This window comes from Thermocrispum agreste DSM 44070 (assembly GCF_000427905.1).
In the GTDB taxonomy this organism is placed as follows: Bacteria; Actinomycetota; Actinomycetes; order Mycobacteriales; family Pseudonocardiaceae; genus Thermocrispum; species Thermocrispum agreste.
In genome coordinates this window covers 388,646-415,080 of record NZ_KE386604.1, presented here as the reverse complement: position 1 = coordinate 415,080, position 26,435 = coordinate 388,646, and the positions used below count along the sequence as shown (strand labels likewise).

21 protein-coding genes are annotated in these 26,435 nt (G+C 70.7%); 6 read left to right on the top strand and 15 right to left on the bottom strand.

All coding sequences use genetic code 11. The annotated features are described in order from the left end of the window. The first annotated feature begins 39 nt into the window (after positions 1-39). Positions 40-1,668, top strand: coding sequence for a hypothetical protein (locus YWY_RS0116670; RefSeq protein ID WP_028848549.1), 1,629 nt, complete (start codon positions 40-42; stop codon positions 1,666-1,668). Here YWY_RS0116670 and YWY_RS0116665 read toward each other — a convergent pair. From YWY_RS0116665 to topA, 4 genes are all read right to left on the bottom strand, one after another. Then, positions 1,616-2,761 (bottom strand): DNA polymerase III subunit delta', encoded by a 1,146-nt coding sequence (locus YWY_RS0116665; RefSeq protein WP_028848548.1) that lies wholly within the window; start codon positions 2,759-2,761, stop codon positions 1,616-1,618. The genes YWY_RS0116670 and YWY_RS0116665 overlap by 53 nt on opposite strands. Next, positions 2,758-4,845, bottom strand: coding sequence for a bifunctional MFS transporter/dTMP kinase (locus tag YWY_RS0116660; RefSeq protein WP_051310364.1), 2,088 nt, complete (start codon positions 4,843-4,845; stop codon positions 2,758-2,760). The genes YWY_RS0116665 and YWY_RS0116660 overlap by 4 nt, the downstream gene beginning before the upstream one ends. Positions 4,846-5,012: 167 nt before the next feature. Continuing rightward, a complete protein-coding gene (locus YWY_RS0116655) occupies positions 5,013-5,567 on the bottom strand; it encodes a hypothetical protein (protein WP_028848546.1) in 555 nt (184 codons plus the stop codon). Between the two features lie 128 nt (positions 5,568-5,695). After that, the gene (gene topA / locus YWY_RS0116650; protein WP_028848545.1) at positions 5,696-8,410 is read right to left on the bottom strand and encodes a type I DNA topoisomerase; all 2,715 of its coding nucleotides are present in this window, start codon (positions 8,408-8,410) and stop codon (positions 5,696-5,698) included. Between the two features lie 439 nt (positions 8,411-8,849). Between topA and YWY_RS23395 the strand changes: the two genes are divergently transcribed. Next, on the top strand, positions 8,850-9,410 hold the full coding sequence (locus YWY_RS23395) for a hypothetical protein (RefSeq protein ID WP_028848544.1): 561 nt from the start codon (positions 8,850-8,852) through the stop codon (positions 9,408-9,410). Next, positions 9,398-9,706 carry a hypothetical protein gene (locus YWY_RS0116640; RefSeq protein WP_028848543.1) on the top strand — a complete coding sequence of 103 codons (309 nt, stop codon included), beginning with the start codon at positions 9,398-9,400 and terminating at the stop codon, positions 9,704-9,706. The genes YWY_RS23395 and YWY_RS0116640 overlap by 13 nt, the downstream gene beginning before the upstream one ends. A 147-nt stretch (positions 9,707-9,853) precedes the next feature. Here YWY_RS0116640 and YWY_RS0116635 read toward each other — a convergent pair whose 3' ends face one another. After that, a complete protein-coding gene (locus YWY_RS0116635) occupies positions 9,854-12,121 on the bottom strand; it encodes a sodium-translocating pyrophosphatase (protein ID WP_028848542.1) in 2,268 nt (755 codons plus the stop codon). A 401-nt stretch (positions 12,122-12,522) separates the two neighbouring features. Here YWY_RS0116635 and YWY_RS22480 point away from each other — a divergent pair, with 401 nt between their 5' ends. Continuing rightward, the gene (locus YWY_RS22480) at positions 12,523-14,931 is read left to right on the top strand and encodes a DEAD/DEAH box helicase (protein ID WP_051310444.1); all 2,409 of its coding nucleotides are present in this window, start codon (positions 12,523-12,525) and stop codon (positions 14,929-14,931) included. Between the two features lie 265 nt (positions 14,932-15,196). Here the strand turns inward: YWY_RS22480 and YWY_RS0116625 are convergent, their stop codons facing one another. The 8 genes from YWY_RS0116625 to ssd form a co-directional block, all read right to left on the bottom strand. Continuing rightward, positions 15,197-15,796 (bottom strand): bifunctional DNA primase/polymerase, encoded by a 600-nt coding sequence (locus YWY_RS0116625; RefSeq protein WP_028848541.1) that lies wholly within the window; start codon positions 15,794-15,796, stop codon positions 15,197-15,199. 234 nt (positions 15,797-16,030) lie between these two features. Then, the gene (locus YWY_RS22475; protein ID WP_051310363.1) at positions 16,031-16,462 is read right to left on the bottom strand and encodes an Rv3654c family TadE-like protein; all 432 of its coding nucleotides are present in this window, start codon (positions 16,460-16,462) and stop codon (positions 16,031-16,033) included. Between the two features lie 49 nt (positions 16,463-16,511). Next, complete coding sequence (locus YWY_RS24945; protein WP_342665125.1) at positions 16,512-17,240, bottom strand: TadE family type IV pilus minor pilin; 729 nt, start codon at positions 17,238-17,240, stop codon at positions 16,512-16,514. A 131-nt stretch (positions 17,241-17,371) separates the two neighbouring features. Then, positions 17,372-17,680, bottom strand: coding sequence for a DUF4244 domain-containing protein (locus tag YWY_RS0116610; RefSeq protein ID WP_245566707.1), 309 nt, complete (start codon positions 17,678-17,680; stop codon positions 17,372-17,374). 66 nt (positions 17,681-17,746) lie between these two features. Further along, on the bottom strand, positions 17,747-18,355 hold the full coding sequence (locus tag YWY_RS0116605; RefSeq protein ID WP_038045700.1) for a type II secretion system F family protein: 609 nt from the start codon (positions 18,353-18,355) through the stop codon (positions 17,747-17,749). Then, positions 18,355-19,182, bottom strand: a complete 828-nt coding sequence (locus tag YWY_RS0116600) for a type II secretion system F family protein (RefSeq protein WP_211227636.1) — start codon at positions 19,180-19,182, stop codon at positions 18,355-18,357. The genes YWY_RS0116605 and YWY_RS0116600 overlap by 1 nt, the downstream gene beginning before the upstream one ends. Further along, entirely contained in the window at positions 19,179-20,345 is a 1,167-nt protein-coding gene (locus tag YWY_RS0116595) for a TadA family conjugal transfer-associated ATPase (RefSeq protein WP_028848537.1), read from the bottom strand. The genes YWY_RS0116600 and YWY_RS0116595 overlap by 4 nt, the downstream gene beginning before the upstream one ends. Continuing rightward, positions 20,345-21,430, bottom strand: a complete 1,086-nt coding sequence (ssd, locus tag YWY_RS0116590; RefSeq protein ID WP_028848536.1) for a septum site-determining protein Ssd — start codon at positions 21,428-21,430, stop codon at positions 20,345-20,347. The genes YWY_RS0116595 and ssd overlap by 1 nt, the downstream gene beginning before the upstream one ends. Positions 21,431-22,071: 641 nt before the next feature. On the opposite strand from ssd, the gene YWY_RS0116585 reads away from it, so the two are divergent. Both YWY_RS0116585 and YWY_RS22465 read left to right on the top strand, forming a co-directional pair. Continuing rightward, entirely contained in the window at positions 22,072-22,902 is an 831-nt protein-coding gene (locus YWY_RS0116585) for an HAD family hydrolase (protein ID WP_028848535.1), read from the top strand. Positions 22,903-23,533: 631 nt separating this feature from the next. Continuing rightward, complete coding sequence (locus YWY_RS22465) at positions 23,534-24,484, top strand: MurR/RpiR family transcriptional regulator (RefSeq protein WP_051310362.1); 951 nt, start codon at positions 23,534-23,536, stop codon at positions 24,482-24,484. A 78-nt stretch (positions 24,485-24,562) separates the two neighbouring features. Here the strand turns inward: YWY_RS22465 and YWY_RS0116575 are convergent, their stop codons facing one another. Further along, a complete protein-coding gene (locus YWY_RS0116575; protein WP_028848534.1) occupies positions 24,563-25,693 on the bottom strand; it encodes a CapA family protein in 1,131 nt (376 codons plus the stop codon). Beyond that, a complete protein-coding gene (locus YWY_RS0116570; protein WP_028848533.1) occupies positions 25,690-26,430 on the bottom strand; it encodes a Fic family protein in 741 nt (246 codons plus the stop codon). Before YWY_RS0116570 ends, YWY_RS0116575 begins: the two co-directional genes overlap by 4 nt. Positions 26,431-26,435: the final 5 nt, after the last annotated feature.

The following is a 26,435-nucleotide window of genomic DNA, read 5'->3' as shown; positions in this document are numbered from 1 at the left end:
CGCTTACCATCGTCCGGACGACGTGCGTGGGAGGCGAGAGTGCGGGCACGGGTCGTGGCGCTGACGCTCGCGGTGGGGCTGGTCGGCACTTGCGCTGCGCCCGCCGCGGCCGGTCAGCACGCCCTGCTCGGCACCGATCCCGCGACCGGTACGGACGCCCGCCCGGACGTGGGTGCGGCACTGGGCGACGCCGGCACAGCGGCCGCGCTGACTCGCCTGCTTGCCGGCTCGGTCCCTGACTCCTCGCTCCTGCCCCAAGCAGCCGACCTGGTGTCGCCGACCCGTTCGTTCGAAGGCGGCATCGGTCTCAGCACCGTCAGTGTCGACACCGGCGCCGAGCTGCCGTACGAGCGGGCGATAGCGCGAGCCGTCCCGGCAGGCACCGCACTGTCGGCCCGGGCCCCTGCCACCGGCGACAGCCTCGTCAGGACGGCGCCACCGAGCGAGGCCGAGCCTGCCCGCGGCAAGCTACCACCGGAGGAAGGCCCGCTCGCCGCGCTGATGCGTACCGAGCGGCTTACCGGCCAGGTGCACGCACGCTGGAGCGTCGACCGCGGGCCGTGCGTCGGGCAGGTGGCGAAAGCCACGACGACCAGCGGTCCCATCTCGCTGGGCGCGGCGGTGGCGTCGCTGCCGGACGTCCCGTTCACCGAGCTCGGCCTTCCCGGCCGCATGCCGTCCGGAAGCATCGCCACGCTCGGCGGCCTGCTCTCCGGCCGGGCCGGCGAGGGCCCGCTCGTCCGCGTCCCACGGGGGTTGACCACGGTCGCGACGGTCGACGTGCTGACCGCCGCCAAGCGCCCCACGGTGCGCGCGACGTCACGGGTGGAGGCCGACCGCATCGACATCTTCCCGGGCAGCCCGCTTGCCATGACCGCCACGGTCCGCAACGCGCCAGCATTGACCGCGAACAGCACTGGAAAACCGGAGACCTCCCGCATCGTCCACGACACCCCGGTGGTCGAATTCAAGCGTGGCGGCCGAACCCTGTTCCGCCTGGACCGGACCCGCCCGGCCCGGGACGTCCCGATCGCTGTACCCGGACGCGGGTTCGCCCAGCGCGGGCTGACCAGCCAGCCGATCGTCGACGGATACGGCGTGGGAACCAACGGCAAGCCCGTGCGGTTGTCCGCCGCGAACCGGTCCCGGGTCACCGAGTTGTTCGTGCTCAGGCTGTCCGTGGGCGGATTGACGACCCGATCCGCCACGCTCGACGAGCCGTTCACCGGCCATCAGGTCACCGGGTCCGCTCGGCTGCTCGACGTGCAACTGCTGCCCACCGATGCACTCACCGATGCGCTCGAGCGTGACCACGAGCTGCCGTCGACGCTGGCGCACTTCACGCTCGGCGAGCAAGCCGTCCGGGCAGCCGCGCCACCCTCCGGCGCGCGGTGCGGCGAACCCGGTGCCGGGGAGGTCACGATCGCGGCCCCGCCCGACGAGATCGCCCCGGGTCGCTCGTCCGCACCGCCGATCCGCGTCCTGCTGTGGGGAGGTGCGGGGCTCGTCCTGCTCGGCGCGTATCTGCTCGCGGTGGCCAGGACCGCGCACGCAGCGACTGGCCCACAGCGGCCGCCCAGCCGTGCGGTTCAGCGGCCGCCCCAGCCGTGCGGTTTCAGCCTCTGGCCAGCGCGGTCACCATCGCCTCGACGGCGATACGCGGCTTGACGTTGAGCTGCAACGCCTCACGGCACTCCAGCACCGCCTCCAGTCGGCGCAGCGTCGACTCCGGGCTCCACCGCTCGGCCGCGGACCGGATCTGGTCCTCGTGGTCCGGATGCGTCAGCGTCGCGCCGGTCGGATACACCAGCACGTCACGGTAGAAGTTCGCCAGATCGACCAACGCCAGGTCGATGGAATCCCGCTGGGTACGCGTCGCCCGCGACTTCTGCCGCTTGCGCAGCTGGTTGACCGCCGCCTCGGCGGCCCGTTTGGCCCCCGCGGTCCCGCGGCCGGTCCCGTCGCCACCCATGGCGATGCGCAGCTCGGCCTCCTCGGCCTCGTCGCGTCGCGCACTTTCCGCCACGGCATCGGCTTCCGCTGCGGTGATCAGCAGGTCGGCGAAGGCGAAGACGTCATCCGGGCGACGCAGGCTCACCGGAATGCGCAGCACCTCGGCCCGGCGTGACCGAGCGGCCTCGTCGGTGGCCAGCCTGCGCGCCCGCCCGACGTGTCCGCCGCAGACCGACGCGGCCCAGCGGGCCCGCTCCTCGTCGATCCCGTCGCGCTCGATCAGCACGCGCGCGATGGCGTCCGCGGGCGGGGTGCGCAACGTGACCACCCGGCACCGGGAGCGAATGGTCACCATGACGTCCTCGGGGTGGTCCGAAGGAGCGCACAACAGGAAGACCGTGCGCGCCGGCGGCTCCTCGACCGCTTTCAACAGCGCGTTCGACGCCCCCTCGGTCAACCGGTCGGCATCGGCGACGATGACGATCTGCCACCGCCCGGTGGACGGCCGCCGCGCGGCCGTCTGCACCAGCGAGCGCATCTCCGCCACCGAGATGGACAGCCCTTCCGGTTCGACGAAGCGGACATCCGCGTGCGTGCCCGCCATGACCGTCCGGCAATGAGCGCACTCACCACATCCTGTACGGCTCTCGCACTGCAGCGCCGCCGCGAACGCCCGGGCAGCCACCGTGCGGCCGGATCCGGGCGGCCCGGTGAACAGCCACGAGTGCGTCATCCCCTCGCCGGCGGCCGCCGCGGACAACACGGCCACGGCAGGCTCCTGCCCGACCAACTGCCGCCACACGCTCACGGTGCAGTCCCCGCTTCCACCGGCTTGCCCTCGGACTTCTGCAACCGCTGAATACCGCGCTTGTCCAGCAGGGGTTCGACCGCCGCACGGACCCGCGCGGCGACCTCGTCCTGACTGCCTTCGGCGTCGACCACCACGTAATTCTCCGGGTCGGCCGCCGCCCACTCGGCCAGCAGCCCCCGCATCCGCCATGCTGCCTCGGCCGGGGTGCCGTCCTTGTCCGGGATCTCCCCGGGATCGACGTCCAGCAGCACGGTCAGATCGGGACGCAGCTGGTCCATCGCCCAGTCCGCCAGCCCTTCCAGTTCGGCGATGTCCAACCCGGCCACCGCTGACAAGTGCGCCAACGACGAGTCGGCGAAGCGTTCCATGACCACGATGCCGCCCGCATCCAGCGCAGGCCGCACGTCGCGCTCCACGATGTCGGCTCGCACCGCCGCGGCGGCCAGCGCTTTCGCCCTGGCCCCGGTCAGCGATGCGTTCCGCAACAGCGACTGCAGGCGCTCGTCGTCCAGCGCGGGATCGGTGGCCAGCGCGATCGGCGCGGTCACCGTGCGACGCAGCCACAGCGCCAGCTTGGCCGCGTGCAGGGCGGTGTCCGTCGCCGTGGTGCCTTCGATGGCGATCAGCAGGCCGTTCACCCGGCGCGGGCGCCGCCGCAGCGCGTTGCGCAGGTCGGAGAAGATCGGCTCGGCGCGCCGCGAGTCCATCATGCGGTAGGCGACGATCCCCACCAGCGTGGCCAGCACACCGCCGCCGAGCAGCACCGGGCGCGTGCCGTCGATCTGCACGGTGTTGCCGAAGATCTCCACCCTGCGCGGCTGAACCAGCCCGATCAGCAGCGGCACCACGGCCACCGAACCGCCCAGGACGATCTTCATCAGCGACTGGTAGACGGCGTTGATGCGGCCGCGGATGTCGTCCTCGATGCGCGAGCCGATGATCGTCATCCCGGTCAGGAACGCCACCCCGGCGCACGCGCCGACCAGCACGATGGCGGCCATGGCGACGATCAGGTGGGTGGCCAGGCCGACCACGCACAAGGTGAGCCCGGCGCACACGATGGCGGCGCCGAACAGCCGGTCGTGCGGCAGCCTGCGGGCCAGCTTCGGCGACCCGGCCATGCCGAGCGCGAGCCCGACGAAGATGGCCACGAACATCATGCCGAACGCGGTGTCACCGGCCAGCAGGCTGTGCGCGTAGGGCTTGGCCGAGCCCACCACGGCGCCACCGGCGGCGAACGCGCCCACCATGCCGATCAGCAAGCCGCGCACCAGCTTCGTGCTGCGCACGAACGTGATGCCGTCCTTGATCATCTGCAGCATGCTCGGCTTGTCCTCGCCGGCCGGCCGCAGCGGCTCGTCGTGCACGTTGCGCAGCGACAACTCGGGGATCCGCCACACCACCATGGCGCTGCACAGGTAAAGCACCCCGGTGATGACCACGACCATGCGGGCCAGCCCGAACTCGCCGGTGGTGCCCTCCGGCAGGCTCAGCATCTGCGGCAGGCCGCTGAGCAACGCGTAGAAGCCGGCGCCGGACACCACAGCCAGCCCGTAGGTGACCACCAGGCCGAGCTGATTGGCCGTCTCGACCTGGTCCTTACGGCGCAGCAGGTTGGGCGCGGCCGCGTCCTTGGACGGGATCCACAGCGTCGACGACAGGCCGACCAGGAAGTTGGCCACGAACAGCCACACCGGCGAGCCGACGATCGCGATGGACACCAGCAGCCCGAACCGGGCCAGGTCGGCCAGCACCATAATCACCCGGCGGTCGAACTTGTCCGCGAGCAGCCCGCCGAGCGGAGCGAAGATCAGCCCGGGCAGCAGCAGCGTGAGCACCACACCGGTGAAGGCGAAGTTCTGCGCGGTGTACGACTCGGTGAGCTTGGTGACGTAGCCGGTGAGCCCGAGCAGGGTCAGCCAATCCGCCGTGCTGCACAGGAAGGACACTCCCATGAGCCGACGGAACGGCTTGATCGCCAGCACCCGACGGGCGCGGTAGAGCGTCGATGCGGACGACAACCCCGGCGCACCGGCGTCGGAGAACTGTGTCGGACCGGCCACCCCTGCGATGAGCCACACCCCGCTTTCGCTTCGTCGACCACCGGGATCACCCGAATGGTCGGGTTGGCGAACGCGACCCAGCGTAACCGGCGCGGGGGATCCCACCACTCGTCGGGGCGGTCTTCGCCGCGTCACGCCAGCTAGTCGCGCCGGCGCGGGCGACAGCTACCCGATGCGGCAGGCCGTCAGTTGAACAGCTCGCTCACGCTGCTGGCCACCCCGGAGATCACCTGCACCGCGATCGCCAGGAAGACCAGCAGGATGATCAGCGCGAACACCACGCCGCCCAGGCTGGAGCCGGACGACGAGCCATTCTGCCCGCCCTTCGACCGGTTCGCCATCTGCTCACGCCGCTGCCTGAGCGCTTCCCGCCAGCTCTCCACGTCCTGGCCGGAACCGCTCAGCGCCTGCCGCATCCGCTTCGCGGCCGAACCACGCTCCGGCGCGGCGACCATCCCGGGCGGGGGGCCCGTCGTGGCGACCCCCGGTGGGGGCGGCAACGCCACCGGTGGACCGGAGGGCGCTTCCTCGGCCGCCAGCACCGCTTCGATCAGGGCCCGTGACCGCTCCGGGTCCGGTTCGACCGGTTCGGCGACGGGAACGGCGGGATCGTCGTACGTGTCTTGCTGCACGTTCCCGACCGCGTCGGCGACCGTCACCAAGCCCGCCAGCGCATCCGGGTAAAGCGGCGGCGGCGGGAGCGGTTGCGTTCCGTCCGGTGTCCAGCTGACGTTGGCCACAGCGGTTTCCGTTCTCACGGCACGACTTCCAGCCTGATCGTAACCACGCACGGCCGCGCGTCAGCGCTGTCAATCAGGTGCAATCCGCGAACCCCCAGTCACTCACGGTGATATTTTCCGCGCTTGGGCTACTTCTTTCGTGCCGCCGCCCGCTTCTTCGGCGCAGGTCCCTTGGCGCGCTTCTCCGCCAGCAGCTCGGCCGCCCGTTCGACGGTGAGATCCTCCACGCTGTCCGTCTTGCGCAGCGAGGCGTTGTACTCGCCGTCGGTCACGTACGGGCCGAACCGGCCGCTTTTCACCAGCATCGGCTTCCCGGACTGCGGATCCGGCCCCAGTTCCTTCAGCGGCGCCGACGACGTCTGCCTGCCCCGCCGCTTCGGCTCGGCGTAGATCTTCAGCGCCTCCTCCAGCGTGATGTCGAAGATCTGCTCCTCGCTGGCCAGCGAGCGGGAATCACTGCCCTTCTTCAAATACGGGCCGTACCGGCCGTTCTGCGCGGTGATCTCCTCACCGGTCTCCGGGTCCACGCCCACCACGCGCGGCAGCGACAGCAGCTTCAGCGCGTCCTCCAGGGTGACCGTCTCCACCGACATCGACTTGAACAGCGAGCTGGTGCGCGGCTTGACCTTGGCCTTCTTCTTGCCGTTCGCCTGCTCTTCCTGCTCGGGGATCACCTCGGTGACGTACGGCCCGAAGCGCCCCTCCTTGACCACGATCTCGTAGCCGGTCTCCGGGTCCACGCCGAGCGACCGCCCCTCCTGCGGGGTGGCGAACAGCTTCTCGGCGACCTCGGCGGTCAGCTCGTCCGGCGGCAGGTCCTCCGGCAGGTTGGCGCGCTGGGACTCGCCGTTCACCTCACGCTCCAGGTACGGGCCGTACCGGCCGACCCGCACGTACACGGTGCGACCCTCGTCGTCGGTGAACAGCGGGATCGAGTTGATGTCCCTGGCGTCGATGGCGTCGACACCCGAGCCGACCAGCTTCTTCAGGCCGCCCAGCCGGCTGACCGACCCCTCCACGCCGTCGTTGCCGCCGAAGTAGAAGCCGGACAGCCACTTGGTGCGCTCCTGACGACCCGCGGCGATCGCGTCCAGCTCGTCCTCCATCGCCGCGGTGAAGTCGTAGTCGACCAGGCGGGCGAAGTACTGCTCCATCAGCCCGACCACGGCGAAAGCCACCCACGAGGGCACCAGGGCCGCGCCCTTCTTCCACACGTAGCCGCGATCCTGGATCGTCTTGATGATCGAGGCGTACGTCGACGGGCGGCCGATGCCCAGCTCCTCGAGCGTCTTCACCAGGCTGGCCTCGGTGTAGCGCGGGGGCGGCGTGGTGGCGTGCCCGTCCGCGTCCAGCCGCCGCGCACGCACCACCTGCCCCTTGGTCAGGTGGGGCAGCCTGCGCTCGGCGTCGTCCGCCTCGCCGCCCGCTTCGCTGTCCGGCGCCTCGACGTAGGCGCGCAGGAAGCCGGGGAAGCTGATGGTGCGGCCGCTGGCAGCGAACGTGCACTCCTCGCCCGAGGCAGCAGTGCCGGTGATGCGCACCGACATCGTGGTGCCCTTCGCGTCCGCCATCTGCGAGGCGATGGTGCGCTGCCAGATCAGCTCGTACAGCTTGAACTCGTCCGGATCCAGCTCACCGGCGACCTCGCCGGGCGTGCGGAACACCTCACCGGCCGGCCGGATCGCCTCGTGCGCCTCCTGGGCGTTCTTCACCTTGCGGGTGTACTGGCGCGGCGTCGCCGAGACGTACTCGCGGCCGTACAGCTGAGCGGCCTGGGCGCGGGCAGCAGCGATGGCCGTCTCCGACAGCGTGGTCGAATCCGTGCGCATGTAGGTGATGTAGCCGTTCTCGTAGAGCCGCTGCGCGATGCGCATCGTGCGGTCCGACGAGAAGCGCAGTTTGCGCCCCGCTTCCTGCTGCAACGTGGACGTCATGAACGGCGCGTACGGCCGCCGCGTGTACGGCTTCGCCTCGACGCTGGTGACGGTGAACTCGACGTCGGTCAGCGCCTCGGCCAGGCGCACCGCCTCGGCCTCGGTGAGCACCCGGACGTTCCGCAGCGACGACTTCAGCCTGCCGTCGGAGTCGAAGTCCTTGCCGGTGGCCAGCCGGTCGTCGTCGACCGCGACCAGCTTGGCGGCGAAGTCCACCTTGTCCGTGGTGTCCTGCCCCTCGGCCGACATGGTGGCCGCGATGTCCCAGTACGAGGCCGAGGTGAACCGCATCCGCTCGCGTTCCCGCTCGACCACGATGCGGGTGGCCACCGACTGCACCCGGCCCGCGGACAGCTTCGGCATGATCTTCTTCCACAGCACCGGGCTGACCTCGTAGCCGTACAGCCGGTCCAGGATGCGGCGGGTCTCCTGCGCGTCGACCAGATCGGTGTCCAGATCACGCGGATTCTGCGCAGCGTCCCGGATGGCGTGCTCGGTGATCTCGTGGAAGACCATCCGGCGCACCGGCACCTTCGGCTTGAGCGCCTCGATCAAGTGCCAGGCGATCGCTTCCCCCTCGCGGTCGCCGTCGGTGGCCAGATACAACTCGTCGGCGTCCTTGAGCTTGCCCTTCAAATCCTTGACGGTTGCCTTCTTGTCCGGCGTGACGATGTACAGCGGCTCGAAGCCGTTGTCCACGTCCACGCCAAGGCGGGCCCACGGCTGCCCCTTGTACTCGGCGGGCACGTCCGCCGCACCCCGCGGCAGGTCGCGGATGTGCCCCTTGGACGACTCGACCACATAGTTGCGGCCCAGGTAGGAGGCTATTTTGCGAGCCTTAGCGGGTGATTCGACAATCACCAGCCGCCGGACGTCATCGCCGCCCGAGCTCTTCGTCGATCCAGCCACCTTCGGCTGCCTCCATTCCCTCCTACCGCCACCCCGGCCGCAGACGAGTGGCGAGTGTCGCGAAGTTCCTTTTCCAGCTGTAGCACGACCGTGACGACGGGTCCTGCTCGCCGGACACGCCGCCATACGCGGGCTTGGCCTGTGTGCTACCCGTCACAGCCCACGGTCAATCGGGCCGATCCGCAGCGTGATCGTCAGTATGCCGCGCTGCCATTCAGTATCGCCGCAGTCGCCATCGCTGCTACTCCGGCCCACCGCACAGCGCCGCGACTGCCGCATTCGTGACGGTCGGTGCACTGCCCCGCGCAGCTTCCGTGCCAACGGTGACGCGAACGGGCTATTTGAGCCCTTGTTATCGCTTCGAGTCATCGCAGACGCAACGTCCTCCCCGGAATGCCCGTCCATTAAGAGCGAGGGAACCGACCAGGGGGAGGAGACGGTGCGCAAGGTCGTCGCAGCGGTGGTGACGGTCGTGGGGTGGCTGACCGCCGTGATGGTGGGGGCCAGCCTGGCGACCACCCCGACCGCGTCCAGCACTTCGGCGGCCCCGCCACCGACACCGTCCGATCAGCCGGCCGATCCGTCGCACACTGCGATGCCGACCCGGCCATCGGACGGCACATCCACCGTCGGTGAGGAACAGCTTCGTATCCGTGGCTGCGTCATCCGCTTCGACCACAAAGACCGGCACGGGCGCACCGTTCCGCGCAAGCACATCAATCGGACTCACGCCTGCGTCGGCGTCCACCGGGTGTATGCCGACCGCCGCACCGGGGAACTGGTGCTGACCGGCCCGCACGGCGGCGCGATCGTGTTCATCACGGTCTCGCCCGACGAGACGTTGCTGGCCAGGGGCATCACCTGCGGAGCTTCCGGCGGCGTGGGGGTGACCAGGCTGCGCTGCTACGACCGGCAGGGGCAGCAGGTGCCGGCGGACTCGCCGCGGATCTACGGGCGGAGCGCCAACCTGTGGATCGGATGGGTGTCATGGCAGGCCTGACCGGGCCGATGCAGCCCGCGTGGGGCCCAGGCCGATGGCCCGGGCCAGAGCACACGGAGTTCCCGCTCGAGCAGCGGCCGGCCGAGGCCCCGTTCGACGAGTCCTCCACCGATCCCTCGGCTTCGCCCGGCCCGCCGTCGGCCGCCGAGGCCGATCCCGAGGAAGTGGTCGCCACTCCCCTGCCGACATGGGCGCGCTACCTGCTCCTTGCGGCGGCAATGGCGGTGCTCGTCCTGGTTGGCCTTTGGGCGCTCCACTACGGCGACAATCCTGTCGAATTGCATCGCATGCGATGACAAGGCGACAGCGCACCTAGCGCCAAAGGCGAAGCGCACCCAGCACCGACAAAGACGACAGCCCGCCCAGCGCCGCACGAGCGGGCCGGACGGGCTGTCGTTCGTCGTGCCAGCCGGCTGCCATCGCCGGCTGAATGTGACGTCGCGTCAGACCTTCGCCGTCTCCTGGGTCGGCGAGTCGGACAGCGAGCTGGTGCGCCGCTTGGACACCACGATGGCCACGACGATGATGGCCACCGCGACCAGCGAGATGATCAACCGCGCGGCGTCCGAGGCACTCTCGCCGACGGACAGCTGCACGATCGCCGGGGCGATCAGCAGCGACACCAGGTTCATCACCTTGATCAGCGGGTTGATCGCCGGGCCCGCGGTGTCCTTGAACGGGTCACCGACGGTGTCACCGATGACGGTCGCCTCGTGCGCGGGCGAGCCCTTGCCGCCGTGGTGACCGTCCTCGACCAGCTTCTTGGCGTTGTCCCACGCGCCACCGGAGTTGGCCAGGAAGACGGCCATCAGCACGCCGGCAGCGATGGCGCCGCCCAGGTAACCGGCCAGCGCGCCGGTACCCAGCCCGAAGCCGACGGCGATCGGGGCGAACACGGCGAGCAGGCCCGGGGTGGCCAGCTCGCGCTGCGCGTCCAGCGTCACCAGGTCGACCACCCGGCCGTACTCCGGCTTGCCGGTGCCCTCCATGATGCCCGGGATCTCCCGGAACTGGCGGCGAACCTCCCACACCACGGCGCCCGCCGCGCGGCCGACCGCGTTGATCGCCAGGCCGGAGAACAGGAACACCACGGCCGCACCGACGATCACGCCGACCAGCACCTTCGGTTCGACCACGTTGAAGGCCAGCAGCTCGGCCAGCTCGCCGCCGCGAGCACCGACCTCGCTCAGCGCAGCGCCGATCTCGGTCACGTAGGAGCCGAACAGCGCGGTCGCCGCCAGCACGGCGGTGGCGATGGCGATGCCCTTGGTGATCGCCTTGGTGGTGTTGCCCACCGCGTCCAGCTCGGTCAGGATCGCCGCGGCGTTCTCGTCCACGTCACCGGACATCTCCGCGATGCCCTGCGCGTTGTCGCTGACCGGGCCGAAGGTGTCCATGGCGACGATGACGCCCACCGTGGTGAGCAGGCCGGTACCGGCCAGCGCCACGGCGAACAGGGCCAGCGTGCCGCCGATCAGGTACGCGCCGAACACGGCGGCGGCGATGACGACTGCGGTGTAGACGGCCGACTCCAGGCCGATGGAGATACCGGACAGCACCACGGTGGCCGGACCGGTCTCGGAGGTCTCGCCGACCGTCTTGACCGGCTTGTACTCGGTGCCGGTGAAGTAGCCGGTGAGCCACAGGATGACACCGGCCAGCACGATGCCGATGATCACCGACACGGTGGCGACGACCGCCGGGTTGCCGTCTTCGCCCGCGAAGTCGGAGGGCAGGAAGATGAACGCCGCCGCGGTGCACAGCACGGCGGAGATCACCGCGGAGATGTAGAAGGAACGGTTGATGGTGACCAGGCCGTTCTCGCCGGCGCGGGCCTTGGTGATGTAGACACCGATCACCGCCGTGACCACACCGATGGCCGGCACGATCAGCGGGAACACCAGGCCGTCGGCGCCAAGCGCCACCGACCCCAGGATCAGCGCGGCGACCAGGGTCACCGCGTAGGACTCGAACAGGTCAGCGGCCATACCCGCGCAGTCACCCACGTTGTCGCCCACGTTGTCGGCGATGGTCGCCGCGTTCCGCGGGTCGTCCTCCGGGATGTTCTGCTCGACCTTGCCCACCAGGTCGGCACCGACGTCGGCCGCCTTGGTGAAGATGCCGCCGCCGACACGCATGAACATCGCGATCAGCGCGGCACCGAATCCGAAGCCTTCCAGCACCTTGGGTGCCTGGCCCGCGTAGACCAACACCACGAGTGCGGCGCCGAGCAGACCGAGGCCCACCGTGATCATGCCGACGGTGCCGCCGGTGCGGAACGCGATCCGCATGGCCTTCTCCCGGCCGCCCGCCTCCCGGGACGCCGCAGCCACCCGCAGGTTGGCCTGGGTGGCCAGCCACATGCCGAGGTAGCCGATGGCGAACGAGAAGCAGGCACCGATCAGGAAGAACACCGAGCGCCCGATGCGCTCGCCCCAATCCGCCGCCGGGAGGAAGAACAGCAGTACGAACACCACGGCGCCGAAAATGACCAGGGTGTTGCGCTGCCGCTTGAGGTAGGCAATCGCGCCTTCCTGCACGGCCTTGGCGATGTCCTGCATCTTCGTGGTGCCCTGACCGGCGGCCAGAACCTCCTTGAGCAGGATGTAACCAATACCGAGCGCGGCAAGGGCGATCACTGCGACCACGGCCACGATGCCGTAGTCGCCTCCGGACAGCGTGATGCCGTCCGCGAGGATCTGCCGGGACATTCGTCCTCCTGTGTCGCATGTTGGTCGGTACTGCAAGGTGCGGGTTCAGTTCCCGCCGGTGCACCGACTGACGAAGTTCGAGAGCGGAAGTCTATTGGTTGGGCTTCCTAACACTGACAACAGCCCATACCAGTTCGCAGTAGCTTCCGTCACATCGGGGGCCGAGCTACCCGCCGATCGCCGCATCGGCACGCCCGGTCGGGCGCATTCCAGCCTGCGGGCTGCGGCGACCGCGCACCTGCATCGCATCCGTGTTGTGTGCCGAGCCTTGCGCCAAGACGGCTCCGGCGCAAGCCAGGCTGCGCAAACGTCGTCCCGTCCTGGTCCGGTCGCGGCCCGCACGTGCCCGGCACTTCCCGGCTCCGGAGCCGGTGGACTTCACCGGTTCCGGCGTCGGTGGAATGTGTCAAGCTCGAGTCGTGCCGCAGCAAGATGCCGACCAGGAGCGGGCCAACGAGCTGCTGGCCCGCGTGCTTGCCGGGACCCCGGAGGGCGAGAACCCGGTGACGCACGTGCGCACACTCCCCGCACGCCCGGCTCGCTGCGTGCCGTGGCCGTCGTGGGTGCCGGAGGCCGTCGCCCGCCGGTTCGGCGAGTGCGGCGTGGCGCAACCGTGGTCGCACCAGGCCGAAGCCGCCGACCACGCCTGGCACGGGCGCCACGTCATACTCTCCACCGGGACGGCGTCCGGGAAGTCGCTGGCCTACCAGCTGCCTGTGCTGTCGTTGCTGACGCAGCAGCCGAAGCGCACGGCGTTGTACCTGTCCCCGACCAAGGCACTGGGGAACGACCAGCTGCGGGCCGCTGCCGCGCTGGAGCTGACCGGGGTGCGGGCCGCGACGTTCGACGGGGACACCCCGCTGGAAGAGCGGGATTGGGTGCGGGCGCACGCCAACTGGGTGTTCACCAACCCGGACATGCTGCATCACGGCCTGCTGGCCGCGCATGCCCGCTGGGCCCGGTTCTTTCAGCGGCTTGCGTACGTGGTGGTCGACGAGTGCCACAGCTACCGTGGCGTGTTCGGTTCGCACGTCGCCCTGCTGCTGCGCAGGCTGCGCCGGGTAGCCGCGCGATACGGCGCGAACCCCACGTTCGTGCTCGCTTCGGCGACGATCGCCGAGCCCGCCGAGTTCGCCCGCCGGCTTGCCGGGCTCGGCTGCGTGCCGGTGGTCGACGACGGCTCGCCTCGCGGGCCGCGCACGATCGCGCTGTGGGAGCCACCGCTGCTGCGGGAGATCACCGGGGAGAACGGCGCCCCGATCCGGCGATCCGCGGGCGCCGAGGCGGCCCGCATCATGGCCGATCTGGTCATCGAGGGCGCCCGCACGCTGGCTTTTGTCCGTTCTCGGCGCGGCGCCGAGCTCGCCTCCGTCTCGGCCCGGCGGATGGTGGCGGAGGTCGATCCGGCGTTGAGCAAGCGGGCGGCGGCGTACCGGGCCGGTTATCTTCCCGAGGATCGGCGCAAGCTGGAAGCCGCCCTGATGTCCGGTGAGCTGCTCGCGGTGGCCAGCACCAATGCGCTCGAGCTCGGGGTGGACATCTCCGGGCTGGACGCCGTGCTGGTGGCGGGCTACCCCGGTACCCGGGCGTCGTTCTGGCAGCAGGCCGGCCGGGCGGGCCGCACCGCCGAGGAGGCCGCGCTGGTCGTCTTCATCGCCAAGGACGATCCGCTGGACACGTACTTGGTGCATCACCCGGAAGTGATGCTGGATCAGCCGGTGGAGGCCGCGGTGCTGGACCCGGCGAACCCTTATGTGCTGGCTCCGCAGCTTGCCTGCGCCGCGGCGGAGCTGCCGTTGCGCGCCGAGGACCTGCCGATCTTCGGGGAAGCCGCGGCCCGTGACGTGGTGGACGAGCTGGTGGCGGACGGAGTGCTGCGGCGGAGGCCGAGCGGCTGGTACTGGACCGGGCGGGACCGGCCGCACCACGAGGTGAGCATCCGGGGTTCGGGCGGGGAGCAGGTCGCGGTGGTGGAAAGCGAGACGGCGCGGCTGCTGGGCACCGTCGACCCGAGCGCCGCCTGCGCCACGGTGCATCCCGGCGCGGTGTACTACCACCAGGGCGAGACCTATGTGGTCGACGAGCTGGATTTCGACGAGCGGCTTGCGCTGGTGCACGCCGAGGAGCCGGAGTGGACCACGTCGCCGCGCGACGTGATCGACATCGAAGTTCTGCAAACCGACGAGAAGGCGGTCTACGGCGGGGTGACGGTGTGTCTCGGCCGGGTCGCGGTGACCTCGCAGGTCGTGAGCTATCTGCGGCGGTTGCCGTCCGGGGAGGTGCTGGACCAGACACCACTGGACCTGCCTGCGCAAACCCTGCACACCAGAGCCGTCTGGTACACGATCAGCGATGCGTTGCTGTGCGGCAGGGAGCCGGGGGGCGCAGGGCTGGAGCCCGCGCGCGTCCCCGGCTCCCTGCACGCCGCCGAGCACGCGGCGATCGGCCTGCTACCGCTGTTCGCTACCTGCGACCGCTGGGACATCGGGGGAGTGTCAACCGCTCTGCATGCCGACACCGGGGAGGCCACGGTGTTCGTGCACGACGGTCATCCCGGGGGCGCGGGATTCGCCGAACGGGGGCATGCGGCGCTGGTGCCCTGGCTGGCCGCAACGCGGGAGGCGATCGTCTCCTGCGAGTGCTCGACCGGCTGCCCGTCCTGCGTTCAGTCGCCGAAGTGCGGTAACGGCAACGAACCGCTGGACAAGGCAGGGGCGGTGGCCGTGCTGGACACCGTGCTGGGTGCCATCAGCCGGGCGGATCGCGGTGAGGGGACGCGGGGGGAATCCGCTCACCACGGGAGGCGGTGACCCGCCCGCTTTCCGGTGCGGTCGCACGACCACGGTGGTCCACTGTTCAGTTGTCGTCTCGGTTTTCCGTTGTCGTCTCGGGTTCGGTTGTCGTGGGCTTCAACCCGAGGCGATCGCTCGCACCGCCGCGTCGGGGGCCACGGCGGCACGGCCATCGCCTCGGGTTGAAGGCGGCGCCCGCGGCCGGCCGGGGCTGGAAAGCTCGGCCGCGGGTGCCTGCGCGGCTCACGCGGCAGCCGTCGGGGCGCTGCCACTTGCCGCGCTGTTACGCCGCGCTCGGCTGCAGCCGGGCCTGGCGATCCACCATATCGGCGGCCCTGGCCAGGACACCGTGCATGGCAGCGGCGCGGGGGAGCTTCCACTCCCAGACCGCGGGCTTGACGCGCCAGTGCACGATGCCGCCGGGGTAGGGGCTGGGCGGGAGGGGAACCCAGCTCTCCTTGCCGTGGTGCACCACGCCGGGACGCTCGGCCAGCTCCTCGGGCAGCGCGGGGCCTGATTCGGTGAGGAAGATCCACCGGCCGTTGGGAATGGCCAGGATCGGCGCGGGACGGTCCTCGGCACGCAGCAGGCCGGCCGCAGCACGCCCCAGCTCGGCGTCGACCTCGACGGCGTCGACCACGGAACCGGTCGCGACGAGGACGCTGTACGGCTCCTCGTGCCACTTCGCGGCGACGGCCTTGGCGTCCACCCGCACACCCCGACGCCAGTCGTCGGTCAGTGGCTGGGGGCCGCGCCACTCACCGCCGTCGGGGTGAGTCCCCGGAAAGACCGGCCACCCACGCAGCGCGAAATCCACTGCGCCGGTACGCAGTTCGATACGGAATGCACTGCGCCACGCGTCAGGGCCTTCGGTGTGCAACATCGGTCTTTCCGTCTCCTCGATTGACTTCCCTTGAATGCCGGAGGTTTCCCTTCGGTGCGGCCTGGCCGACTTCTCCGACCGTGCCCGCAACTCTCAGTGAAATGCACGAATCGAGCCGTTGGGAGTCGTTCTCGGCGACCGGTAGCCACCGGACGCTGAACGACGAGTGGACAACGGTTCAACCGAACGTGACTCCGCGGTGATCTCGGCCACGCCGCACGATGGCGATGCCGTTCATCGCCGACGAATGACCGTCCGTCCGGACTGGATTTCGCTGCCGCGACCGTTCGTCGACCGCTCACCGACGCTATCGATCGGTCCAGCCCGCGCTGCGGCGAAAGCCCGACCGAACACGCTCAGTGGCCCGGGCGGATCCTTGCCCACCCGCACCAACGCATCCCAGCCGCGCAGCCGACACGTCGTCAGCTCGGCTCCCATGAGCTCGGCTATCCGGCGCGCCCGAGCGCACGCGCCCGCCTCGCCGGTGTGGGCGTACGTGGCCGCCGCCAGTGCGGCCAGATCAGCGGCGCCGGTGACCCGATGCCGGGTGATCACAGCCGCGCCGAGCCACATCACGGCGCTGAACACCAGCAGTACGGCCACAACCGCTGCTGCCGCCCACACCGTGGCCACTCCCTCGTCGCCTTCACGACGACTCCGGAGCATGTCGCGACGCCCCGAGGCGTGCTCACCGCGACTTCGGCCCGCTGCTGAGTCACATCGGGGCGGTGAAGTCATCCCCTGGCTCCTTCCGCTTCGGCAGCCCCGGTCCGTTTCCACTCAGAGCGGTCCGCCCTACCGGTTCCTGCTCCACTTGTGAGCCAGCTGGTACGGCAGGTTCGGCATTGGGCTCGCTGACCGCATACGCCTCGCCGGTCACGCGCAGGCCGGGCAGCATTCCCCCGACGGGACGGGCACGGACCCGGACACGAACGACCTCGCCGGACTCGTCAACGTCAAGGCGCGCGCCAGCGGGAGCGATCTCGGCCACCGCGCGACTGGCCAGCTGTGGCTCTCCCCGGGCGATCAAGCGAGCCGCCTCACGCGCGGCGTCGGTGCATCGCAACTGGTCGGCAATCACGCCCAGGCCGGCCAAGCACAAGGCCACGACCACAACGAGAGCACTGACCGCTATCGCCGCCTCGACCGTGACCGCACCCCGATCGCCGTGCAGGCCGGCCACGAACTTCGATCGCCGCCAGCCGACCCCGCTCCGGGAGTGGCACCGCGGATCGACCCCGGAACGCGATCGCCACCACCAGCCGGACCTGATGCGGAATCTGTTTCGCCGGCCGGCCGCCGTCAGGGACAAGCACCGCCGACCGGACCTGCCACTGAATCTGTCCCGCCAGCCGACCCCCGTCAGGGACAAGCACGCCCGGCTGGACCCGGGCCGGGATCGGCACCGCCTGCCAGCTCTGAAGGACGATCGGCGCGGATCCATCCCCAGCCGACGTCGCCCATCCGTTGCCAACCCATCCGTTCCGAACCTCCAGGAGACGTCCGCTCCGAGCCGCGACTGACGCGTTCCCTGGTGGGGCCATCGCCGACGCTCCCCGTGCCACATGACGGCACCTAGAAATTCACGGACAGGGCACGCTCGACCAGGTCGGTCAAAGCCCCCAGGACCGAATCGCTGGTCACCACCGCATACAGCAGCGCGGCGAACGCCGCAGCAGCCAGCGTCCCGATGGCGTATTCAGCCGTTGACATCCCCAGGTCGCCGGACAGGCGCAGCGCCGGTCCGGTGCGCGCGGCCCGGTCGGCCCGGCCCACTGCTCGCCACCAGCACCTGATCAGGCCACGCCGCCTTCCGCGCACCGGTGAGCGGACAGCATCCAGCACGCCCCCCGTCATGGTCGTCATGAAGTCCGACAGTCTCATGAACACCTCCCATCGCGAGAGGTCGACCGCTTCTCCTGCGAGCGCTCACCGCGAGCGCTCCGCACGTCACTGCAGCACCGTGAGGTGACCGGCGAGCCCGATCACCACCGGCACCACGCCCAGGCACAGGAAGCCGGGCAGGAAGCACAGCCCGAGCGGACCCGTCATCAGCACCGCCGCCCGGCGGGCCCTCGTCTCCGCCGATTCGTGCTGCTCGGCTCGAAGCCGAGCGGCGATCTCGCCGACCGCTCCGGCCAGCGCGCTTCCCGATCGCGATGCCCGGCGAGCGGCATGTGCCAACGCTGCCGTGTGCGCACACGCGGCGGCGGGCCGCCAGGCTTCATCCGGCGATGCCCCCAATGCCAGGAGCTCGCTCACCCGGCGCAGCACGTCAGCCACCGCCACAGGCAAGCTGCCGGCAACCGCACGCAATGCCTCTGCCACCGGCAGACCCGACCGCAAGCACGCGGCCAACAGATCCCAACCAGCCGCCAGAGCGAACGGGTCGACTGCATTCGCGCGGCCGGGCACGGCCATCGCGCGGCCTTGCCACTCCACGCCTCGCCCGGCGCGCTCGCCCGTCCCTGCCCGAGCCACCGCCGCATTCAGCCGGGATTCTGCGTTCTTGGCAGCCGGTGCCACCAGCAGCGCCGCCGCAAGCAGGCAGAGCAGCATCATGTCACCACCGCCCGACGCGCAAGTCGTTCACTCCACGCCGTTCCGGCGAAGATCAGCAAGCTTCCGACCACCAGCAGGACTTGACCTGCCGGGGTGGACGACAGCACCCCGACAGGGCCCGCCCCCATGCCTTCGCCGAGCAGGATCCCGAGCACCGGCAGCCCGGCGAGCACCGCAGCGCTGGCTCGATGGCCTGCCAGCTCGGCGTGCAACCGGCCGACGAAGCGGGTGTGCTCGGCCACGTCACGACGGACTGTATCCAGCACCTCGGCCAATGGCACCCCGTGGGCTTGCGCAACCCGCCACGCCCGCGCCACGCGGGCCAGGAGGTCCGCAGCTACCGGAGCGTGTACCGAAGCATCGACCAGCGCAGCATCGGGTTCACCACCGAGGCGGACCGCAGCGGCCACGGCACGCAGGCCGTGCGCGGCCGCCGTGCCCTTCGGGGCATCAGCGGCCACGGACTCCGCGGCGGCAGCGGGATGCGCTCCGGCACGAAGCTCCGCGACCAGGGCTCCCAGCGCCTCGGACATCGCGCGGTACTCCCCGAGTTCGGCAGCTCGCTGCCTGCGAGCACGAATCCGGGCAGTCACCGCGATCCCGATCAACGCACCGACCACCGCGCCCGCAACGCCCAGCACAAGTCCGCACACGGCAGCCGAACCGGCAGTCGCGACAATCACCCGAAGATGCCTGGACGGCACCATCCACCACCGGGCGGTCCATGCCACACGGCCCGCCTGCGGGCACCGTGCCGCCCGAAGCCGCGCAGCCGAACCCGGCGGCCAGGCGAACACCGCGGCCAGCAGCACCAACGACGTCACCACGGCAACCGCACTCCCCTGGCCTGGAACAACGCGGTGAGCAGCCGCCGCTCCTCGGTCCACCGGCCGCACCGCCACACTGGAATCACCCGCACCAGGGCGGAGTCCCGATGGAGCACCCCGATCTCGGTCAATGCCCGTACCCCACCGGTCTTACGCCGCATGTGCAGCACGACCTGCACCGCTGCGGCCAGCTGGCTGTGCAGGCCCTCACGGGAGAGCCCGCCCAGTGCCGCCAGCCCCTCCAGCCGCGGCGGGACTTCCGCCGGGGCGTTGGCGTGGAGCGTGGCGGCCCCGCCGTCGTGGCCGGTGTTCAGCGCGTTGAGCATCGGGACGACTTCCGCACCCCGGATCTCGCCGACCACCAGCCTGTCAGGGCGCATCCGCAACGCTTGCCGGACCAGCTCGTGCAACGTGACCTCGCCAGCGCCCTCGATGTTCGGCGGCCGTGACACCAGGCGGACGAACTGCGGATGCCGAGGGGCCAGTTCCTGCGCGTCCTCCACGCACACGATGCGTTCGCCCCCCGGCACGGCCGCCAACAGCGCTCCCAGGAGCGTGCTCTTCCCCGCACCGGTACCACCGGTGACCAGGAACGCCAGCCGAGCCGCCACCATCGCCTGCAGCACCTTCACCAGCCGCGCATCAAAGGCGCCAAGCCGGCGAAGCTGCTCCAGGTCGAACGTCGCCGGGCGCAGTACCCGCAACGCGATGCAGGTGCCGTCGGCCGCCACCGGCGGCAGTACCGCATGCAGGCGAACTCGGCCGTGTGGGCCGACGCCGGGAAGCCACCCGTCGACGAACGGCTGGGCGTCGTCCAGCCTGCGACCCGCGGCAAGGGCCAAGCGCTGCGCCAACCGCCGGACAGCGGACTCGTCGGCGAACCTGACCTCGGTCCGGCGCAAGCCACCTGCACCGTCCACCCACACCTGATCCGGCCCGGTCACCAGCACGTCGGTGATCGCATCGTCGGTGACCAGCTCCTCCAGCGGGCCGAGCCCGACGAACTCCTGCCGCAGCTGTCGTAGCGCAGCCAGGACGTCCCCGTGCCCGGCCACCCCGCCGGTCTCGGCACGAACCGCATCGGCTACCGCCGCCGCGCTGACGTCGGCTCCCCGCGCGGCCAGCCGCCGACGGACTCGCTCCACAAGGTCCGCACGCATCAGGCGACCTCCGCCACGCTCGACGGCTCGCCCGACGATTCCCACAACGCGCTCAGCACGCTCTGCGCTGCCCGTGCCAGCGGACCTCCGGCCCGAGGACCGAATTCGCCGCACTCGACGCGGCGCCCCAGCCGGGGCTCGGCCCGCATGCCTGCCAGCAGCTCGACACCGACGGCCTCGGCTACCGCAGCCGCCGGCAAAGCCGCCGGGGCTGGACCGCGCACCACCGCACCCAGGCGCCGCGCTCGCCCTCGTAACGACTCGACGACACGCATCGCCGCGATACTGGCCCGCACCTCCGCGGGCACCACCACGGCAATCAGGTCTGCTCGGTCGACCACCTCCCACCCGACGGCATCCAGCGCGCGGGGCAGATCACAGACCACCGTGTGGCCCGCGCGCACACCCGCTTCGACCACGGCGACGACACTCTGCGCGCTCGGCCCGGGCCCTTGCCGGCCGCAGGACAACACCACGAGCGACCCGGAACCACAGCGCATCCGCGGCAACGCGGCGCGCAGCGCCTGCATCGAGACCCGGCCACCCTGCACCGCCAGCTCCGGCCAGCGCAAGCCGCCGTCGTGCTCGGCACCGAGGAGCAGGTCGATCCCGCCGCCCAGCGGGTCGCAATCGACCAGCAAGGCGTCCTCTCCACGTCGCGCGGCCTCCACAGCGACCGCAGCCGCGAACACCGACGCCCCGGCGCCTCCACGCCCGCCCAGCACACCGAGGACTCGCCCGTCCTCGCTGCTCGGCCCCTCCACGACCTCGGCCAGCAGCGCCATCAACGCTTGCTCGTCCTCCGGCAGCGACATCACCCGCTCTATCCCTGCGGTGAACGCCGACTGCCAGCACTCGGCCGGAGGCGGCCCTAGGCACACCAGCGCGACCCCACGGCGACTCGGCACCCGACCTCCCGCCGCTTCGCGCAGCACGGCCTCGTCGACCAGCACCTGCGGGGCATGGATCCACGATCCAGCGGCCGCGGGCACGTCCGGAGCGACCTCGACCTCACAGCCGACGGCCGCAGCAAGCCGCAGCACCTCGTCGAGCAGGGGCTCCTCCCGCATGACGACGAGCGGCATCCGGCGCCGATCCGGCCGCCGTTCGCACCCTTGCCCCTGCACCTCCGCCTCCGCCCGCGTGGGCTCACGTTGCCAATGCCACGCCTCCCGCTCCGAAGGCGGCTGCGTGCCCACGAGCGCCTGGTGCTGGTCCGACGGTGACGCAGGCCTGCGCTGATCCGCCTGCGCGCGATGCTGATCAGGCAGCGGCACGTGCCGTTCCGACATCGATCCCCCAGTCCGTGCTAGCGCGACCGCCGGCGCGGCCGCTGCTCACAGGGTCCGCCACCGCTCGCGCGGTCGGGAGGACTTGTTCAGCCCCCTGTGGACAACTAGCCGCCTGTGGACAAACTCTGTGGACAACTGCGGCGCCGCTTGTGGACAAGGCTGTGGAGAACCCGGGTCAGCTGTGGAGAAGATGTGGACAACTCGCCCGGCCGGGCCCGGGCACGTCCGTGACTCACGCGCTGATGGCGCTGCGCATGACCCCGAGGCCCCGCACTGCGGCAGCCCGGCCGACTGGGCCGCCAACCGGTAGTCAGCGCTCGACAATCGGCCGTCCGCCAACCCCCAGGCCACGCCTCACAGTCACCCGCCAACCCCCAGGCCACGCCCCACAATCACCCGCCAACCCGCAGGCAGCGCCCAACTATGGTGAGCGCATGGAGTCAGCCGGACCGGTCGCGGCGTTCTTCGACCTCGACAAGACGATCATTGCCTCGTCCAGTGCGCTGGCCTTCAGCAAACCGCTGCTCCGCCAGGGACTGATCAACCGCCGCGCGGCCCTGCGCTCCGCCTACGCCCAGCTGATGTTCAGCCTCGCCGGAGCGGACGAGCAGACCACCGAACGGCTGCGCGCCCAGATCTCCGCCCTGTGTGCGGGCTGGGACGTCGCCCAAGTACGGGCCGTGGTCGAGGAGACCCTGCACGACGTCGTCGACCCGCTGGTGTACGCCGAAGCCGCAGAGCTGATCGAGAAACACAAGGCCAACGGGCACGACGTGATCATCCTGTCGGCCACCGGCCAGGAAGTGGTCGCACCGATCGCCGACATGCTCGGCGCCACCCACGCCGTGGCCACCCGCATGGAGATCGTCGACGGCCGCTACACCGGCGAGGTCGAGTTCTACTGTTACGGCGAGAACAAGGCGAAGGCCGCCCGCGAGCTGGCCGCCGAACGCGGCTACGACCTCGGCGCCTGCTACGCCTACAGCGACTCCAGCACCGACATCCCGCTGCTGGACACCGTCGGCAACCCGTTCGCGGTGAACCCGGACAGGCTGCTCCGCAAGGTCGCCGCCGAGCGCAACTGGCCGGTGCTGACCTTCTCCCGCCCGGTCACCCTGCGGTCGCGGATTCCGCAGTCGACCACCGTCGCCGTCGCGCTCGGGGTGGGCGTCGGAGCCGTCGCCGCGGCGGGCGCGACATGGTACGGCATCCGCAGACGCAAGCGCGAGAACCGCACCGTGCAAACCCCCCAAAAGCGGCCCTGATCAGCGCATTCGTACCAGAGCCAGCGGAAAATCCTACTAACCGGCAGGGCCGATGTCAGCAGCTGAACGCGTCTTGACCGGTGCACCCTGTTCAGCGCTTGAAGTGACCGCCATCACTCGGTAGAAAGAAGGTGCGGACCCCAAGTCGGCCAAGGATGCGGCGGAAGAGAAGCCGGATCCTCCCCGATTGGGCTCCGTGCGCGGACTCCGGGCACCCACGCGGAGCACGCCGCGGGAGGCTTGTCGTCTCGGGACTGCGTACCAGGACGCTGGGCGCCGAGTCCCCGACACGGACGACACGAGTTGCACGCTTGGTAACCCGCGTGTCCGCGCGAGCAGGCGGCGGTCGCCGACACCATGTCGACGGCCGCCGCCTGCGTTATGTTCATCCAGATTCACGTTCCGTGACCAATGCACGGATTTCTTTGCCAACTCGTTAACTCTCGACTGCTAACGCTGTAACACTGTTGAGCGACCTTTACGGCGTACCTCGCAACGTTTGGGTGAAAAGTACGATTTAACCGTTACAGATCACCCATCTGCTGGTCCCCCGGTTGCACCACAACGAAGGGCGTGATCGTCGGTGTCGCTCACAGACTCTCCTCCACACCAGCCAGCCGGCCGTGCGCAGGTGGACACACCCTTCTTCGATGGCAACGACGCCGACGTGGGTCCGCTGGTCCGGATCCGCTCCTTGCTTCCCGGGCTCGCCCGCGCCGAGCAGCGGGTGGCGAAGGTCGTCCTGGAAGACCCGTCCGCGGTGGCCACCCGCAGCATCACCGAGGTGGCCATGGCCGCCGGGACCAGCGAGACGACGGTGACCCGCTTCTGCAAGGCGATCGGCGTCGGCGGCTACCCGCAGCTGCGCATCGCGCTCGCCGCCGACGCGGCCCGCATGCAGGCGCGGGTCAGCCAGATGTACGGCGGCACCATCGAACTCGACGACGACATGGCCACCGTGATCAACAAGGTCACGTTCGCCGACGCCCGGGCGATCGAGGACACCGCCAGCCAGCTGTCGCCGACCGCGGTGAGCCGGGCCGCGGACGCACTGGCCGCGGCCGGCCGGATCGACATCTACGGCGTCGGCGCGAGCTCGTTGGTCGCCAACGAACTGCAGCACAAGCTGCACCGCCTGTCGAAGATCAGCTTCGCCTGGTCGGACACCCACCTGATGCTGACCTCGGCGGGCGTGCTCACCTCCGACGACGTCGCCATCGCCATCTCGCACAGCGGGGCGACCACGGACGTCCTGGAGGCACTCCGGGCGGCCAAGGAGCGCGGGGCCACCACCGTCGCGGTGACCAACTTCCCGCAATCGCCGGTCGCCTCGCTGGCCGACCACGTCCTCACCACCGCGGCCAGGGAGACGACGTTCCGCTCCGGGTCGGCGGCCAGCCGGATCGCCCAGCTCACCGTGATCGACTGCTTGTTCGTCGGGGTCGCCCAGCGGCTCGGCCCGGCAGCCGCGGCAGCGCTGGATCCGGCCAAGGACGCCACCGGCACCCACCGACTCGGCGTCCGGCAGGACCGGCGCCGCAAGCGGCCGCATCCGCTGAAACCAGATCATCTCCGCAGGTGACACCGCCGGGCGGACAGCGGCGATCGCCCGGCGGCGTGCGCCCGGGACGGGCTCGGTCTCGTCCTGGGCGCATCGTCGTCAGCGCCCTGGCCTGGTCAGCCCGTCCGCCTCGGCGCCGAGCGACAGCACCACGTCGTCGATGCGCTCGAGTGCATCGACGTAGGTCCCGGCATCCTCGGCGGACAGATCCCGCAGCCTGATCGGCGGCCCGAGATCGATCAGCGTCGGCACGTACTCCGCCTGGCGCACGCGCCAGCCGTCGGCCGAACGCCGGAAGGTGAACCGCACGGCGATCCCCTCCTCGGTGGCTCCGGTCGGCTCGGCGTGCCGCGCCACGTGATTGCCCAGCCCGTACGCCACCCATTCGCCGTCGATCCGCTCCATCGGCTGCACGACATGGGCGTGGTGCCCGATCACCAGGTCGATGTCGTCGTCGGCCAACAGCTCCTCGGCCAGCTTCCGCTGCTCCGGCGTCGGCTCGTGCTGATGCTCGACACCCCAGTGCGCACTCACCACGACGACATCGGCGCCCGCCTTGCGGGCCGCCGCAGCCTTCCGTTTCGCCACCGCCACGTCCAGCTGGTCGGCCACCCACGGCTGGTCCTCCGGCAGCGGAATGCCGTTGAACCCGTACGTCATCGAGATGTGGCCGACCCGGACGCCGTTCACGTCGAGCAGCAGCGGCCGGCGAGACTCCTGCTCCGACCGATACGACCCGGTGTGTGCCAATCCCGCCTTGTCCAGTGCATCCAACGTGCTCCGCACGCCGTCCACACCTTGATCCAACGTGTGGTTCGACGCCGTCGAGCATGCGTCGTAGCCGGTGTCGGCGAGCGCATCGGCCACCTCGGGCGGAGCGCTGAACGACGGGTACCCGGAGAACGGCCCGTCCGGTCCCGCCAACGGCACCTCCAGGTGGCACAGCGCCACATCCGCCGAGCTGACCAACGGCCGCACCCCGGCGAACAGCGGACGGAAATCCCGGCCGCCGTCACCGTCCGCCTCGGCCTGCTCGGTGAGCGCCGGATGGATCAGCACGTCCCCGGTGGCGACCAGGGTGAACTCGGCAGGGCCGGAAACCTCGGCAGAGGCGCCAACCTCGGCGGTGGCGCTGGAGACCGCCCCCGACGGCGTCCCCGCCTCCAACGACGGAGAACATCCCGTGAGTACCACCAGCGCCGCGACAGCCGCCGGAAGCCGCCTGCTCACCGCGCCTCTCCCGCCGCGTCGGCGATGCCCACCGCTTCCCGGGCGCCGGCTTCCACCGCCTGGCAATGGAACAACAGCCACTGACGCAGCCCCTCCGGCGTCCCGCCCGCGAAACCGGCGGTCGCCTCCCGGTAGGCGCTCAGCTTGCGGAAGCACCACACCTCCGGCACGCACAGCCCCTTCGGGTCCAACCCGGTGCCGATCATGGTGAGCCGGGCGGCCGCGCGCGCGACCACCCCGTCGCCTACGCCGAACGCCCGCAACGCCAGCAGCTCGCCGTGCACCACAGCAGCCAGCACCGCCCCTGGCGCCTTCGTTCCGCCGGTGACCAGCTCGGCAAGCAGCTCGAGCCTGCGCGACGTCGCCTCGTCCCCGCGCGGCCTGCCCAGCCGGTCCGGATCGTCCACCAGGTCGGCGGCGGCCAGCACGTGCAGGCGGGCCAGCACCTGCAGCGGCGACCGCTCCCAGGTCGTCAACAGCCCGCCGAGCGCCTCGGCCACCCGCAACGCCCCGGCCAGCACCGGCTCGCGCACTTCCCCGTCCGGTGGAATCTCGGCGTCACCACCGTCGATCGCGGCCGACGCCCGGGCGGCCCGCACCGACGCCTCGGCGGCGGTGGTCGGCCACCGTTTGCGGTTCGTCGGGTGGCGGTGGACGGCGTCGACGGCTTCCCGCGCCGCCTGGACGGCATCGGAGACCCCGGACAGTTCCAGCAACGGGGCGAGCGGATCGGTCACGAGCC

Excerpts from the sequence above, each read along its gene's own strand:
- YWY_RS0116605 (WP_038045700.1), bottom strand. The coding sequence starts at position 18,355 with ATGCTGCTCTGCCTGCTTGCGGCGGCGCTGCTGGTGGCACCGGCTGCC.
- YWY_RS22480 (WP_051310444.1), top strand. The coding sequence starts at position 12,523 with ATGTGTCAAGCTCGAGTCGTGCCGCAGCAAGATGCCGACCAGGAGCGG.
- YWY_RS0116635 (WP_028848542.1), bottom strand. The coding sequence starts at position 12,121 with ATGTCCCGGCAGATCCTCGCGGACGGCATCACGCTGTCCGGAGGCGAC.
- YWY_RS0116640 (WP_028848543.1), top strand. The coding sequence starts at position 9,398 with ATGGCAGGCCTGACCGGGCCGATGCAGCCCGCGTGGGGCCCAGGCCGA.
- ssd (WP_028848536.1), bottom strand. The coding sequence starts at position 21,430 with ATGCCGCTCGTCGTCATGCGGGAGGAGCCCCTGCTCGACGAGGTGCTG.
- YWY_RS0116585 (WP_028848535.1), top strand. The coding sequence starts at position 22,072 with ATGGAGTCAGCCGGACCGGTCGCGGCGTTCTTCGACCTCGACAAGACG.
- YWY_RS0116595 (WP_028848537.1), bottom strand. The coding sequence starts at position 20,345 with ATGCGTGCGGACCTTGTGGAGCGAGTCCGTCGGCGGCTGGCCGCGCGG.
- YWY_RS24945 (WP_342665125.1), bottom strand. The coding sequence starts at position 17,240 with ATGGATCCGCGCCGATCGTCCTTCAGAGCTGGCAGGCGGTGCCGATCC.
- YWY_RS0116610 (WP_245566707.1), bottom strand. The coding sequence starts at position 17,680 with ATGAGACTGTCGGACTTCATGACGACCATGACGGGGGGCGTGCTGGAT.
- YWY_RS22475 (WP_051310363.1), bottom strand. The coding sequence starts at position 16,462 with ATGCTCCGGAGTCGTCGTGAAGGCGACGAGGGAGTGGCCACGGTGTGG.
- YWY_RS0116625 (WP_028848541.1), bottom strand. The coding sequence starts at position 15,796 with ATGTTGCACACCGAAGGCCCTGACGCGTGGCGCAGTGCATTCCGTATC.